The sequence below is a fragment of the Hephaestia mangrovi genome, assembly GCF_019880555.1.
GTDB classification, from domain to species: Bacteria; Pseudomonadota; Alphaproteobacteria; order Sphingomonadales; family Sphingomonadaceae; genus Sphingomonas; species Sphingomonas mangrovi.
The window spans coordinates 521,273-534,351 of record NZ_JAINVU010000002.1 but is presented as its reverse complement, the minus strand read 5'-3'; the positions used below and the strand labels follow the sequence as shown (position 1 = coordinate 534,351).

12 protein-coding genes are annotated in these 13,079 nt (G+C 65.5%); 4 read left to right on the top strand and 8 right to left on the bottom strand.

The window, feature by feature from the left end; all coding sequences use genetic code 11:
• Nucleotides 1–2: 2 nt before the first annotated feature.
• From K7G81_RS06395 to K7G81_RS06385, 3 genes are all read right to left on the bottom strand, one after another.
• Nucleotides 3–758, bottom strand: a complete 756-nt coding sequence (locus tag K7G81_RS06395; protein ID WP_223029897.1) for a prepilin peptidase — start codon at nt 756–758, stop codon at nt 3–5.
• 126 nt (nt 759–884) lie between these two features.
• Nucleotides 885–2,726, bottom strand: coding sequence for a sugar transferase (locus tag K7G81_RS17950; protein ID WP_223029896.1), 1,842 nt, complete (start codon nt 2,724–2,726; stop codon nt 885–887).
• A gap of 125 nt (nt 2,727–2,851) precedes the next feature.
• Nucleotides 2,852–3,343, bottom strand: a complete 492-nt coding sequence (locus tag K7G81_RS06385) for an SH3 domain-containing protein (RefSeq protein ID WP_223029895.1) — start codon at nt 3,341–3,343, stop codon at nt 2,852–2,854.
• A gap of 100 nt (nt 3,344–3,443) precedes the next feature.
• Here K7G81_RS06385 and K7G81_RS06380 point away from each other — a divergent pair, with 100 nt between their 5' ends.
• Nucleotides 3,444–4,442 carry a 2-hydroxyacid dehydrogenase gene (locus K7G81_RS06380; protein ID WP_223029894.1) on the top strand — a complete coding sequence of 333 codons (999 nt, stop codon included), beginning with the start codon at nt 3,444–3,446 and terminating at the stop codon, nt 4,440–4,442.
• Nucleotides 4,443–4,813: 371 nt separating this feature from the next.
• Here the strand turns inward: K7G81_RS06380 and K7G81_RS06375 are convergent, their stop codons facing one another.
• The gene (locus K7G81_RS06375) at nt 4,814–6,217 is read right to left on the bottom strand and encodes an NAD(P)H-dependent flavin oxidoreductase (protein ID WP_223029893.1); all 1,404 of its coding nucleotides are present in this window, start codon (nt 6,215–6,217) and stop codon (nt 4,814–4,816) included.
• Nucleotides 6,218–6,287: 70 nt separating this feature from the next.
• Nucleotides 6,288–7,457: a glycosyltransferase family 4 protein gene (locus K7G81_RS06370; RefSeq protein WP_255586670.1), complete on the bottom strand. Its 1,170-nt coding sequence runs from the start codon at nt 7,455–7,457 to the stop codon at nt 6,288–6,290.
• Nucleotides 7,458–7,650: 193 nt separating this feature from the next.
• Between K7G81_RS06370 and K7G81_RS06365 the strand changes: the two genes are divergently transcribed.
• Nucleotides 7,651–8,226, top strand: coding sequence for a murein L,D-transpeptidase catalytic domain family protein (locus tag K7G81_RS06365; protein ID WP_255586669.1), 576 nt, complete (start codon nt 7,651–7,653; stop codon nt 8,224–8,226).
• Nucleotides 8,227–8,395: 169 nt separating this feature from the next.
• On the opposite strand, the gene K7G81_RS06360 is transcribed toward K7G81_RS06365, so the two are convergent.
• Together K7G81_RS06360 and rpsU are read right to left on the bottom strand one after the other, a co-directional pair.
• Entirely contained in the window at nt 8,396–8,986 is a 591-nt protein-coding gene (locus tag K7G81_RS06360; protein ID WP_223029891.1) for an FKBP-type peptidyl-prolyl cis-trans isomerase, read from the bottom strand.
• A 75-nt stretch (nt 8,987–9,061) separates the two neighbouring features.
• Entirely contained in the window at nt 9,062–9,268 is a 207-nt protein-coding gene (rpsU, locus tag K7G81_RS06355; protein ID WP_106640311.1) for a 30S ribosomal protein S21, read from the bottom strand.
• 166 nt (nt 9,269–9,434) lie between these two features.
• Between rpsU and cysS the strand changes: the two genes are divergently transcribed.
• On the top strand, nt 9,435–10,877 hold the full coding sequence (gene cysS, locus K7G81_RS06350) for a cysteine--tRNA ligase (protein ID WP_223029890.1): 1,443 nt from the start codon (nt 9,435–9,437) through the stop codon (nt 10,875–10,877).
• Between the two features lie 23 nt (nt 10,878–10,900).
• The gene (gene mgrA, locus K7G81_RS06345; protein ID WP_223029889.1) at nt 10,901–11,962 is read left to right on the top strand and encodes an L-glyceraldehyde 3-phosphate reductase; all 1,062 of its coding nucleotides are present in this window, start codon (nt 10,901–10,903) and stop codon (nt 11,960–11,962) included.
• A 209-nt stretch (nt 11,963–12,171) separates the two neighbouring features.
• Here the strand turns inward: mgrA and K7G81_RS06340 are convergent, their stop codons facing one another.
• Nucleotides 12,172–13,011 (bottom strand): oxygenase MpaB family protein, encoded by an 840-nt coding sequence (locus tag K7G81_RS06340; RefSeq protein WP_223029888.1) that lies wholly within the window; start codon nt 13,009–13,011, stop codon nt 12,172–12,174.
• Nucleotides 13,012–13,079 lie beyond the last annotated feature (68 nt).

The window sequence follows — 13,079 nt, the reverse complement described above, 5'->3', positions numbered from 1 at the left end:
CTTCATGGCACCGAAGCTAGCATGACCAGCCACACCGGGTAAGCCGCGATCGCCAGCAACGCGCCGAACGGCAGCCGGTCGTCCGCGCGAACCTTCGTGCCGGTCGTTATCCGCAGCATAACGAGCATCAGCCCCGTCACGCTGGCCATTACCAGCACCACCGGCAGCATCCGCCAGCCAAGCCAAAGCCCGATCGCGCCGAACAGCTTCGGGTCGCCGCCGCCCAGCCCCTCGCGATGCCGGATCATCCGATAGCCGGCGGCGATCGCCCACAGGCACGCGAAGCCGGCAACACCGCCGATCGCTCGTGCCGCCAGCGGCGGCTCGACGCCGAGCAGGCCAACAAGCAGACCGGCCAGCGCCAGCGCCCCGGTCATCACGTCGGGCAGCCAGAACGCCGTCACGTCGAGCGCGGCCAGCACGAGCAGCAGCCACCCGAATACCGCCCCCGCCAGCCCGATCGGCCCCGGCACAGCCATCCCCGCGGCGAGCCCGATCGCTGCCGCGGCGAGCTCGATCTGCCAATGCCTGGGATCGATCGCCGCCCCGCATGTCCGGCATCGGCCGCGCAGCAACAATGCGCTCAATAGCGGTATCAACTCGGCGGGACCGAGCGTGCGGCCGCAGGCGTCGCACGCTGACCGGCCAGACGTTACCGACCGCCCCTGCGGCCAGCGGATCACCAACGCGGCGAAGAAACTGCCGAGGATCGCGCCGAGCACACCCAGCGCCACCGGCCACAGCAACGCACCGCTCAACGCAATTCCTCGCGGCCCCGCAGGCCAAGCGGATCGATGAACGTGCCGGGCATGGTCTATCGCTAGCCGATAGCGCGCATAAGAACAGCCCGATTTGCGGCAAGCCGGGTTTTGGCCGACAGCGGCTCAGATCGCGAGTTTGGCGCGGTGCGCGGCGACCGCCGTTGCGATATCGCGCACTTCTTCCGGATGATGGGCAAGATAGGCGCGATGCCCGCCGATCTCGGCCGCGAGCACGCCGGGGAGCGCGGCTGGCGTCAGCTGAATGCCGAAATCGGCGGGCGCCCCGGCGTTGCCGGTGAGCCGGGCGATGACCAGATGGCCGAGCGTCGGCTTGTATGTCGACGGCGTCCAATACCAGCGCATCACCGTCTCGGGGTCGCCGGGGTCGGGAATATCCTCGGTCGTCAGGCTGTTGTAACCGGTGAAGTTGAACAGGCGGATCGACGCGCCAGCTTCATGGGCGGCATTCACGTCGGCCACCATCGAGGTCAGTTCGGCAAGCCATTGATTGCGGACCGGCGCTAGGCCGACCGCGCGGATCGTTTCGAGCTGGCGCGCATGAAGCGGCGCAGTGAACAGCGTAACGGGCACGCCGGCAGCGGCCGCCTGATCGAGGAACTGCCGCAACACGATAAAGCCGTGGCGATCGTAATGGACGCGCGCGGCCTGGCCAGGATCGTCGAGGAACGACACCAGCACGTTGCGGAAAGCGCGCCGATAATTCGCCTCGCCGGGAAACCAGCGATAGCCGTCGGCGCTGTCGAGCGCATATTCGCCCTGCACATTGTGCTCGACCGTCTGAACGCTGTCCTTCAACGCCTGCGGCCCGATCAGTGAGCGCAGCAGCACCACCGGCATCGGATCGCCATCGAAACCCGAATCCTCGAAGTCGCGGCGATCGGCGCGATCGGCCTTGAACATCGAAAATTCCAGGCCGATGAAAATCCGTTTCGGCTTGGCATGAACGAGTGCGAAGCGGCCGATCGCCGCCACCTCGTCGATCGTGGCGTCGCGCACCGCGGCATTATAGGCAGTGCCACCGGCAAACGCCGGATCGTCGGGATCAATGCCGGTCCAGGTCCGCGACCCGCCGAGGATCAATGTCTGGGGATCGTGCAGCCAGAGCTGCAGCGACTTGGCGATACGCCCGCCGCCGTCGGTCCGCTCGGTCTTCTGCGCATTGAAGCCCGAAATGGTCGCGACATGCGTGACGCCATAGGGATCGACCACCGCGACGCAGGCCGCAAGGCTGAACGCCATGCCGACGCCAAGCGCGGCAATCTTGAGCGGCGCGCGAACCATCGCGCCGACCGGCGGACGCGGGAAAGGCCGGAACGGCACCACGCTGTCATTGCCCATGAATTCGGGCATCGTCGCATGGCCCTCGGCGCTGATCCCGCGCGGATTGAGGAGTTGCACCAGCGTAAGCACCAGGATCTTGCAATCGAGCCACAGCGACCAGTGATCGACGTACCATAGATCGAACCGGAACCGCCGTTCCCAGCCCAGCGCGTTGCGGCCATTGACCTGCGCCAGCCCGGTGATACCGGGCTGTGCCTCATGCCGGCGCGCCTGCTCGGCCGAATAGCGTTTCAGATAGGTCATCAGCAGCGGCCGCGGCCCGACCAGGCTCATCTCGCCACGAACGACATTGATCAACTCGGGCAGTTCGTCGAGGCTGGTCGCGCGCAGGAAACGCCCGAATCGCCCGAGCCGCTCGCCATCCGACGCGCTGTCTTCCGATCCCGGTGGCGCGAGCGACATGGTGCGGAACTTGACGATGGTGAACGGTCGTCCGAGATAGCCGGGCCGCGTCTGCCGGAAGAGGATCGGCCGTCCGAGCACCGCCCATACCGCCAACGCCGTCATCAGCATGATGGGCGAAAGAACGACGAGCAGCGCGGCTGCGACGATACGATCGGCCACATGCTTGACGCGCCGCGCCCAATAGCGACCCCGTTTCATCGTCGGCTGTCCGCCTCGCTCCATCTTCTGCCGCCATCGCGGAACGGCAAGGCGAAGATAGCAGGCCGGCGCCCGCAGCCCCGTGGGGCATCGGGATTAGCGCGAAGGTCGGGTCGCGGGCTTGCTCAGTCGATCTGCTCGCCCGGGTCGACGCCCCATAAATGGGTTTCCTGCACGTACCCCGCCTTGCCGTGAACATCGAACCAGCACCAGCCGCCCGCGCATTTGCTGATCCGCCCGACCACGCCCGGTTCGGCCCGCCACAACACGTTGCCGGCAAAATCGGGAGTCTCGCGCAATTCGGTGACGTCGCCGGTAACGACAGCGGTGCGGCGATCGCTGAGCAGCGTGCGCAGCATCCAGCCCTGGGTGCCGTCGGGATCCTCCACCTTGCGCCAGTCCTTGTAGATCTCGACCACCTTGATCGGCAGATCGGCGCGCCGATAGAGCCAGACCGCCGGATAATTGCGCCCCGGCCCGGTGCGCATCAATGCCTGGTTGGGCACGATCGAGGCGTAATAAGGCGGATGCCGCTTCTGCGCCGAGGCATGGCCGGTTGCGAGCAGCACGAGTGAAACCGCCGCCGCCAGGAACACGAACCACGAACCGAACCGCATGCCGCCCTTCCCCTTTGCGTTGCACATTCGCTGTAACGCGATCGCCACGGTGGCTTCAACCACCGTTGACGCGCGCCGCGGGACACGCCAACCATCGCACATGCCCGAGAGTAAGCGCCGCGCCAATCCCAGGGTGATCGTCACCCGAGAACTCACCGACGCGGTGATGACCCGGCTGGAGCAATTATTCGATACGATCAACAACCGCGGCGATGCGCCGATGGACCGCACCGCGCTCGCGGCGGCGATGGCGACGTGCGACGTGCTGGTGCCGACCGTCACCGATCATATCGACGCCGAACTGATTGCCGGCGCTGGCGAGCGACTCAAGCTGATCGCCAATTTCGGCGCCGGCGTGGATCATATCGATCTTGCGGCGGCGCGTGCGCGCGACATCATCGTCACCAACACCCCCGGCGTGCTCACCCAGGACACCGCCGACATGACGATGGCGCTGATCCTGTCGGTGCCGCGGCGATTGGCCGAAGGCGAGAAGCTGATGCGATCGGGGCGATGGAACGGCTGGAGCCCCGGCGGGATGCTCGGTCACCGGATCGGCGGCAAGAAGCTCGGTATCGTCGGGATGGGGCGGATCGGCCAGGCGGTCGCGCTGCGCGCGCGGGCATTCGGCCTGTCGATCCATTACCACAACCGCCACCGCTTGCCGGAGGTGATCGAGGCGCCGCTCGGCGCGACCTGGCATGACGATCTCGACGCGATGCTGCGCGAGGTGGACATCGTCTCGATCAACGCACCGCACACACCACAGACCGAGCATCTGATCGACGCGCGGCGGCTCGCCCTGCTCGGACGCCACGTCTATCTGATCAACACCTCGCGCGGCGACGTGGTCGAGGAAGCCGCGCTGATCGATGCACTGGAACAGGGGCAGCTCGCGGGGGCAGGCCTCGACGTTTACGAGCACGAACCCGCGGTCGACGCGCGGCTGCTGGCGCTACCCAATGTCGTCCTGCTGCCGCATATGGGCTCAGCGACTTTCGAGGGACGGCAAGCGACGGGCGAAAAGGTCATCGCCAATATTCGCACCTGGGCTGACGGCCACCGGCCGCCCGACCAGGTGCTCGAGGGTTGGATCTGATCGGTCCGGCGCGCGCGAACGGAGGCTGCGCATCCCGGCCATGATCGAAAAGACCGCCCGCAACATCAGTATCGCCGCCAATCCCACCCCCAGTATCAACATGGCTACGATCAGCACGGGATCCCGGACGAGACCGATCGCAAGGTGGCGGGTAGGCATAGCGTTGCTCCAGACCATTCGGTGAGGAGACGACGCGGCAGCAGTGGCACCGCAGTTCCGTGTCTCACCCCCGAGTCGGATTCAGGCTTTGCCTTCGACAATTGACGCGGTGATGACAGGGGCGCTGTGGAACGGGCGACAGCTCCTTGTTGCTGTCGCCTCCGGCCGGTGCGCCATCGATTTCCGCCTGTGCGACGCCGAAGCGCGCCGCTTTAATCGCCCGTCAGGATGCGATCGACCAGCTGCTTCACTGTGGGCACGAAGCCGTTCGAATAGAACGGATCCTTCTTGAAATTATAGGCGCCATGGCCGGCGAACATCAGGTTCTGGTCGGTCGGGCCGCCATGCGCGATATCCTGCAGCGTCTTCTGGATGCAGAAGCTGCGCGGATCAGCGAGCCGCCCGGTCGAGTTGGTTTCGCTGTCCGCCCAAGACGAGAACAGGCACTGACTGAGGCAGCCCATGCAATCCGCCTGATCCTTGCGGATTTCCTTCTTCTCCGCGTCGGTGACGAAAACCAGCGTGTTATCGGGCGTCTTGAGCGCCTCGGTGAAGCCCGCGCCGAACCAGCCGCGCGCGCGGATCAGGTCGTTGCGCGTCACCCAGAAATTCTTGCCCTTCACGCCGACGTCGAGCTGGAACGTGTGGTCGCCGGCTTCCTGCGTCGAGAACGGGATTTGCCGCTCCGAGCGCGCTTCTAGGCTCTTGAGGAAGGGATTTCGCACCGCGCTCGAATAGAAACCGGTCGGCGAGAAACGGTGCAGCAACACCTCGCCTTCCTCGATCTCGAGCAGCTTGTCCTTCCACGCCTGCGGAATCGGGCTTTCCTTGGTAAGCAGCGGCCGCGTGCCGAACTGGAAGGCGATCGCGCCCAGCTCCTCATTGTCGATCCAGTGGTTCCAGTCGCGCAGATACCAGACGCCGCCGGCCATCACGATCGGCACGTGATCCGGAATGCCGCCCTCGCGCATCGTCTCGCGCAACGCCTTGACGCGCGGATAGGGATCCTCGGGCTGGAGCGGATCTTCGGCGTTGGACAGGCCGTTGTGACCGCCGGCGAGCCAGGGGTCTTCGTAAACCACCGCGGCAAGCCATTCGGCCGCCTTCGAATAAGCGCGCTTCCACAGCGCGCGGAAGGCGCGCGCCGAGCTGACGATCGGCAGATAATTGACGTTATAAGACGCCGCTATCTCGCTGAGTTTGTACGGCATCCCGGCGCCGCACGTAACGCCCGCGACCAGCCCCCTGGTCCGTTCCAGCACGCCATGCAGCACGCGCTGCGCGCCGCCCATTTCCCACAGCACATTGATGTTGATCGCGCCCTTGCCGCCGGCGATCTCGAACGCGCGCTTGACCTGCTGCACCGCGCCCTCGATCGCATAGTCGATCAATTCTTCGTGGCGCTCGCGACGAGTCAGCGATTTATAGACCTGCGGGATGATCTTGCCTTCGGGGTCGTAGCTGTCGGCGTTGACCGCCGAAACGGTGCCGATGCCGCCGGCGGCCGCCCAGGCGCCCGCGCTGGCATGATTGGTCGCCGCCACGCCCTTGCCGCCTTCCACCAGCGGCCAGACTTCGCTGCCGTTATAGGTGATTGGCTTCAGACCCTTGAACACATCATTCTCCGTTGGATGAACACGCGCGCGACTATAGCGGACATGCGCCGCGACGCGAGGAAATACCGACTCAACCGAAAACGCCCGGCTTGCCCAGCGCTTCGCCGTAAAGTGCCGCATAGCGCGCGATCATGATGCGCTCGTCGTAATCGGCCTTCGCCCGCGCGCGGTTGGCCTCGCCGACGACTTTGCGTTTTTCCGGATCGCGAGCGAAGGCGGTAATCGAATCGCGCAATTCCACCTCGTCGATATTGGGGGCGACGAACGGATAATTAGCCATCGACAGCATCCGCGATACGTCGCCGACATGGGGGCTCGCAACCGGCAGGCCGGCCGCCATCGCCTCGATCACCGAAATCGGGAATTGCTCGCTTTTCGACGACAGCGCGAAGATGTCGAACAGGCCGATGTAGCGCCACGGCTCGGGCAGGAAGCCGGGCAGGTGCAGCGTGTCGGCCATGTCCATCGCTGCCGCCGCTGCCTCGATCCGGGCCCGTTCGGGCCCCTCTCCAACGATTACCAGCCGCGTCGGCACCGGCACCCCGGCAACGGCGCGGACCAGCATCGGCAGATCCTTCACGTCGCGCAGACCCGCAAGCGTGCCGATCACCACCTCGCCCTTCTTGCGGCGAAAGCCGGGAATGGCATCGGGTTTTGGCGGCGTGGCATAGCGATCGACCGCGATGCCGTTAGGGATGCGATGAACGCGCGCGCGCGGCTGCTTCCACGTGTCGAGCGCGATATCCTCAAGCGTTTCCGACGGCACGGCCAGCGCCTTGACCGCGCCGAGCGCGACGCGGCGATACATGTTGCGCTGCGGCTTGAGCCGCTCAGCCTCGTCCGCGTTGAAGCCGTCCTCGTGATGGACGATCGGCGGCACGCCCTTGGCAAAAGTGCGCGCCGCCATCACCGCGTCCATCGCGCCCCAATTGTAGGTCAGCACGAGGTCGAATCGGCTCATGAAGCGCGCGATCGCCTCGTATCGCGCGACCGAGAGCTTGCCGGTCAGCGCCGGCGGGTCCTGCGCGATCTCGTAGCGGATGCCGGGCGCGATCGCGTCGCGCGCGCCAAGCTGATCGGGCATCGCGGAGACGATCGTGTGCCGCGCGGCATCGCCGAACGCGTTCATCAGCCGCACTGCGCGCGCTTCCTTGCCGCCCAGCGAGAAGGTCGAATGGATGTGAAGGATGTGCACCGCCATGTCGCGGGCGCGCTTAGCCGACAAATCGGGCCTCGTCATGCGAACTCTGCGCAAAGCCGCGAAACTGCGTCCGCAACGGCCGCTTCACGCCCGGATGTGCTGTCGATGCGACGAATCGGGCGGATTCTCAACAAGGTTAGGGAACGTTTCATGATATTCATGTCACATCATGACCATGAGCAATCCTGATCGCCGCCGCTTTCTCTCCGCCGCCGCGCTAGGCGCCGGAGCGATGTTCGCGCCCCGTATGCTTGGCTCCTCGGTGCGCGCCGCCACTTTCGCTGCCGTGCCGAGCGGGCCCACCGGGCCGTTGTTCGATCACGCCACCACCGCGCTGGCCAAGCACCGCGCGCAAATCGCCCATGACGATGTCGTCGGCCTCGCCGATTTCTCGCCGGCCTCGCGTGCCGCGCGGCTGCATCTCGTCGATCTCAAGCGGCGCCAGGTGACGTCGTATCTCGTCGCGCATGGCCGCGGCTCGGACCCGACGCATACCGGTTTCCTGCATCGCTTCTCGAATGAACCCGGCTCGAACTGCACCTCCGAGGGTGCTTATCGCACCGCCGATTATTATTCCGGCGCCCATGGCCATTCGATGCGCGTCGAGGGGCTGGAGGCGACCAATAGCAACGCGATGTCGCGCGCGATCGTCGTCCACGGGGCCTGGTACGTCAGCGATGACATGATCAAGCAGCACGGCATGCTCGGCCGCAGCGAAGGCTGCTTCGCCGTTGCCGAGGAAGATTTGCCCACGGTGCTCGATACGCTCGGCCCGGGCCGGCTGCTGGTCGCAGGCAAGTTCGCCTGAAAATTGACCGCGTCATGCCGAACTCGTTTCAGCATCCATGGCGCAACAACCGACACGCGCGGAGCAAGCGTTTCAATATGACCCTTCGCCCACTTTCGGGGTGACGAGCAGATAAGAAAAAGGCCGCCGGAGGCATCCGGCGGCCTTTTTTTGCCTTTGATCGGCAGCCCTATTGGCCCGGCGGGCCCGCGCCGTCCGGGGCACCGCCGCCCTGCATCATCTGCTGCATGCGCATCTGCTGCTGAACGACGCTCTGCGGCAGGAAATCGACCAGTTCGACATCGAATACCAGCAGCGAATCCGGCGGGATCGGCCCGGCGCCTTGCTCACCATAGCCAAGCTCCGGCTTGATCCAGAAGCGGTACTTCGCCCCCTTCGTCATCAGCTTCAGGCCTTCCGAAAAGCCCTTGATGCTGCCGGCGACGGGAAGCGGCGTCGGCTGCTTCGATTGGTCGAAAACCGTGCCGTCACGCAGCGCGCCGCTATAGTTGATCAGCGAGATATCGTCGTCGGTCGGATGCTTGTCGCCGTCGCCCGCTTTCAGCATCTTGTATTCAAGGCCATCGGCCGTGGTCTTCACGCCGGGCTGCTTGGCGTTCCACGCGAGAAACTGCTCGTTGCTGCCGACCTGCGCGCGCGCCGCGCTGGTGCCGTGAAAGGCGAGCCAAATCGCGGCGGCGATCGCGATCACGATCCCCAGCCAAAGCAATACCAGATTTGCCCGCCGGGTCGGCTGGAGCGGAACGGCGGTCACGGACATGGCAAGCCCTTTGTCGGGTGAGATATTTTCAGAGAGAAACGTGCCGGGGATGACGCTCCCCGGCCAGCGCGATCCTTAGCGGACGCCGTCGCGTTCCATCCGCTTGCGCTCCAGCTTGCGGGCGCGGCGGACAGCGGCGGCACGCTCGCGGGCGCGCTTTTCGCTCGGCTTCTCGTAATGACGGCGCAGCTTCATCTCGCGATAGACGCCCTCACGCTGCAGCTTCTTCTTGAGCGCGCGCAGCGCCTGGTCGACATTGTTGTCGCGAACGATGATTTGCATAAAGCGTCAGGTCTCCGATCAATAGAATAACGGTCGTCGCAAGCATGGCCTGCGCCGTAACGCGCCGCCCCTACCAGTCGCGCGCCTGCTTATCAAGCGATTTGGCCGGCCAGACGGTTCCATGCGGGGCATTTGCAGCGCCCGCGCGCTTGGCTATGGCGAGCGCATGACCGGCGTGCCCTTGCGACTCTATAACAGCCTCTCCCGCCAGATCGAGGCTTTCGTGCCGATCGATCCGGCCAATGTGCGTCTCTATTCGTGCGGGCCGACCGTCTACAATTACGCGCATATCGGCAACCTGCGCGCTTATGTCTTCACCGACACGCTCTCGCGCGTGCTGACGTGGAAGGGCTATCCCCTCACCCATGTCATCAACATCACCGATGTCGGCCATCTGACCTCCGACGCCGATGCCGGCGACGACAAGATGGAGGCCGCCGCCCGCGCGCAAGCCAAGAGCATCTGGGATGTCGCGGCGCATTATACCGAGGCGTTCAAGCAGAATATCGCCGATCTCAACATCCGCGCGCCAAGCCGCTGGTCGGTCGCGACCGATCATATCGACGACATGATCGCCTTCGCCACACAGATCGCGCCAGCGCATTGCTACGAGCTCGACAGCGGGCTCTATTTCGACGTGACGACGGTGCCGAATTACGGGGCGCTCGCCGGCGGGCAGGATGATGCCGCCGCCGGCCGCATCGAGGCGGTCGAGGGCAAGCGCCACCCGCAGGACTTCGCGATCTGGCGCAAATCGGGCACGCACGAGAACCGGCAGATGGAATGGGAGTCGCCCTGGGGCCGCGGCGCGCCGGGCTGGCACCTCGAATGCTCGGTGATGAGCAAGAAATATCTCGGCGACCAGTTCGACATCCACACCGGCGGGATCGACCACCGTGAGATCCACCACCCCAACGAGATCGCGCAGAATCAGGCGCATTGCGAATGTGCGGAGACCGGCGCCAACTGGTGGATGCACAACAATTTCCTGGTCGAGCGCTCGGGGAAAATGTCCAAATCCGCTGGGGGCTTCACTACGCTGAAAAGCCTGGTCGACAAGGGCGTCCACCCGCTTGCCTATCGCCTGATGTGCCTATCGGCGCATTATCGCAGCGAGCTGGAATTTTCCGGCGAAGGCCTCGCCGCCGCGCTTACCCGCCTCAAGCGGCTGGTGATGGCCGTGTCGACGTTGCGCGATCGTGCCGCCGCCGATGCTGCCGCGCCATCGAAGGGCAACGCCGCGCCCTATTTCGAGCGCCTCGACGAGGCAGTGTCGGATGATCTCAACACGCCCAAGGCGCTGCCGGTGCTCGACGAAATGCTCGCCGACAAGAAGCTCTCACCTGCGGTCCGCCTCGCCGCGCTTGCCGATTTCGACGCCGTGCTCGGGCTCGATCTGGGCCGGTTGACGCGCGAGGATCTGCGCATCGCACCCGCAGGCGCGACACTGACGCCACAGCAAATCGCCGGGCGCCTCGCCGAGCGCCGCGACGCCCGCGCCGCCAGGGACTTCGCCCGATCCGACGCGGTCCGCGACGACCTTGCCGCAGCCGGCGTCGAGGTAATGGATGGCGATCCGCTCGGCTGGGATTGGAAACTCGCGCTCTGAGCGCCACGATACCGGAGACAGTCATGCCCTTCCCCGACCCCTATCACGCCGATCCGGCCCGTTATGATGACCGCATGCCCTATCGCCGCTGCGGCCGATCGGGGCTCAAGCTGCCCGCGATCAGCCTCGGCCTGTGGCAGAATTTCGGCGGCGATGACGTGTTCGAGACCGGCCGTGCAATGCTGCGGCGCGCGTTCGATCGCGGCGTCACGCATTTCGATCTCGCCAATAATTACGGCCCGCCCTACGGCTCGGCGGAAGAGAATTTCGGCCGCGTCATGGCCGCCGATTTCGCCACGCACCGCGACGAACTCGTCATTTCCACCAAGGCCGGCTGGGACATGTGGCCCGGCCCTTATGGCGATGTCGGCGGCAGCCGCAAATATCTGATCGCGAGCTGCGACCAGAGCCTGAAGCGCATGGGCCTGGACTATGTCGACATTTTCTATTCGCACCGCGTCGATCCCGACACGCCGCTCGAGGAAACGATGGGCGCGCTGGCGACGCTGCACCAGCAGGGCAAGGCGCTCTACGTCGGCATCTCGAGCTATTCGCCCGAGCTGACGCGCAAGGCCGCGGCGATCCTGGCCGAGCACAAGGTGCCGCTGCTGATCCACCAGCCGAGCTATTCGATGCTCAATCGCTGGATCGAGGATGGCCTGCTTGATACGCTCGAGGAACTCGGTGCCGGATGCATCGCTTTCTCGCCGCTCGCCCAGGGCATGCTGACGGCGAAATATCTGAACGGCGTTCCGGCCGACGCGCGGGCAGCGAGAGAAGGATCGCTGTCGCAGGACTTGCTGTCGGACGACAATATTGAGCGCATCCGGCGCCTCAATGCCATTGCCGAACGCCGCGGCCAGAGCCTGGCGCAGATGGCGATCGCCTGGGTGCTGCGCGATCCGCGTGTCACCTCGGCGCTGATCGGCGCGCGCACCGTCAGCCAACTCGACAATTCGCTCGACGCGGTCAACAATCTCGCTTTCAGCGATGCCGAGCTTGCCGAGATCGATCGCTACGCGACCGACGGCAGTATCAACCTGTGGAAAGTCTCCTCGTCGATCGACGAGGAAGCCACCGCATAGCGCTGATCGGCGTCGGCGCGAGGACCGCAGACTCAAAGCGGCACCTCCAATATCGCCGTTCGGCCTAGGGTCGATCGACATTCAGGAGGTGGCGGCGCGAAAATGGTGGATTTCCGTGACCCGGAGCGCAGCGGACTACAGGTCCGTGAGCACCGGAAGCGCGTAAGAGCCGCCATTTGCAGCCCGCCAGAACTGAATGGCGATCGGCCCTAGCGGAACGCCCAGCGCACCGCTTCGGCCAAGCCGAACGTGCCGGCGCGAACCAGCGGGCGAGCGGCCAGCGGATCGGCGAACCCGTGCATCCGTCGCGCCCATCCCGGCAGCAGATCGACCGCGGCACGAAAGGTGATCGCCTGGAATGGCGCGATCGCCAGCCGCGCCGGCCGTTGCCGCAACAGCAGGCCGGCCACTTCCCGCGTTCGCGTGTCGGCGACCAGTGACGGCCGCATTCGCTCGATTAGCCGTGCAGCCTCCTGGCGGTTGCTCGGCACCGGGTTCGCACCGAGCGGTGTGGCGATCCGCATCATTTCGGCGACATAGCGATCCTGATCGGCCGCCGTCATGCCGGGTTCGCCATAGCGACGCCATGCCGCCAGAAAACTCGTCACCTCGCAGACATGGACCCAGGCGAGCAAGGCGGGATCGCTCGCTCGATAGGTGGTGCCGTCGGGCAGCGCGCCGCTGATGCCGTCATGGATCATACGCACGCGATCGAGCGCCGCCGTGGCATCGGCCGCGCTGCCATAAGTGGTAACGGCAATGAACCGCGCGGTTCGCCGCAAGCGACCGAGCATGTCGTGCCGGAACCCGGAATGATCCCACACCCCCGCAAGCACCGCCGGGTGGAGCATCTGCAGCAGCAGCGCCGCAACGCCGCCGACCATCATCGAGGTGACGTCGCGATGCACGCGCCAGGCGACCGATTGCGGTCCGAACAGGCCATCCGACTGCGGCATCACCGGCCGTTCGCCGCGCGAGCGATCGTTGAACAGCGCACGCACCTCGCCCGCCATCGCCCGTTTCATCCGTTGCGCAATCACGCCCGCCATCGGCCCGTCCCTCACGATCGCCTTCGCCAACCGAGATAAGCGGCAATCGCGCGCGGGCAACGGCGGCC

What these genes read in the sequence shown, in the direction of transcription:
- K7G81_RS17950 (WP_223029896.1), bottom strand. Translation starts at nt 2,726, where the DNA reads ATGAAACGGGGTCGCTATTGGGCGCGGCGCGTCAAGCATGTGGCCGAT.
- K7G81_RS06385 (WP_223029895.1), bottom strand. Translation starts at nt 3,343, where the DNA reads ATGCGGTTCGGTTCGTGGTTCGTGTTCCTGGCGGCGGCGGTTTCACTC.
- K7G81_RS06380 (WP_223029894.1), top strand. Translation starts at nt 3,444, where the DNA reads ATGCCCGAGAGTAAGCGCCGCGCCAATCCCAGGGTGATCGTCACCCGA.
- K7G81_RS06370 (WP_255586670.1), bottom strand. Translation starts at nt 7,457, where the DNA reads ATGACGAGGCCCGATTTGTCGGCTAAGCGCGCCCGCGACATGGCGGTG.
- K7G81_RS06365 (WP_255586669.1), top strand. Translation starts at nt 7,651, where the DNA reads ATGTTCGCGCCCCGTATGCTTGGCTCCTCGGTGCGCGCCGCCACTTTC.
- K7G81_RS06360 (WP_223029891.1), bottom strand. Translation starts at nt 8,986, where the DNA reads ATGTCCGTGACCGCCGTTCCGCTCCAGCCGACCCGGCGGGCAAATCTG.
- rpsU (WP_106640311.1), bottom strand. Translation starts at nt 9,268, where the DNA reads ATGCAAATCATCGTTCGCGACAACAATGTCGACCAGGCGCTGCGCGCG.
- cysS (WP_223029890.1), top strand. Translation starts at nt 9,435, where the DNA reads ATGACCGGCGTGCCCTTGCGACTCTATAACAGCCTCTCCCGCCAGATC.
- mgrA (WP_223029889.1), top strand. Translation starts at nt 10,901, where the DNA reads ATGCCCTTCCCCGACCCCTATCACGCCGATCCGGCCCGTTATGATGAC.
- K7G81_RS06340 (WP_223029888.1), bottom strand. Translation starts at nt 13,011, where the DNA reads ATGGCGGGCGTGATTGCGCAACGGATGAAACGGGCGATGGCGGGCGAG.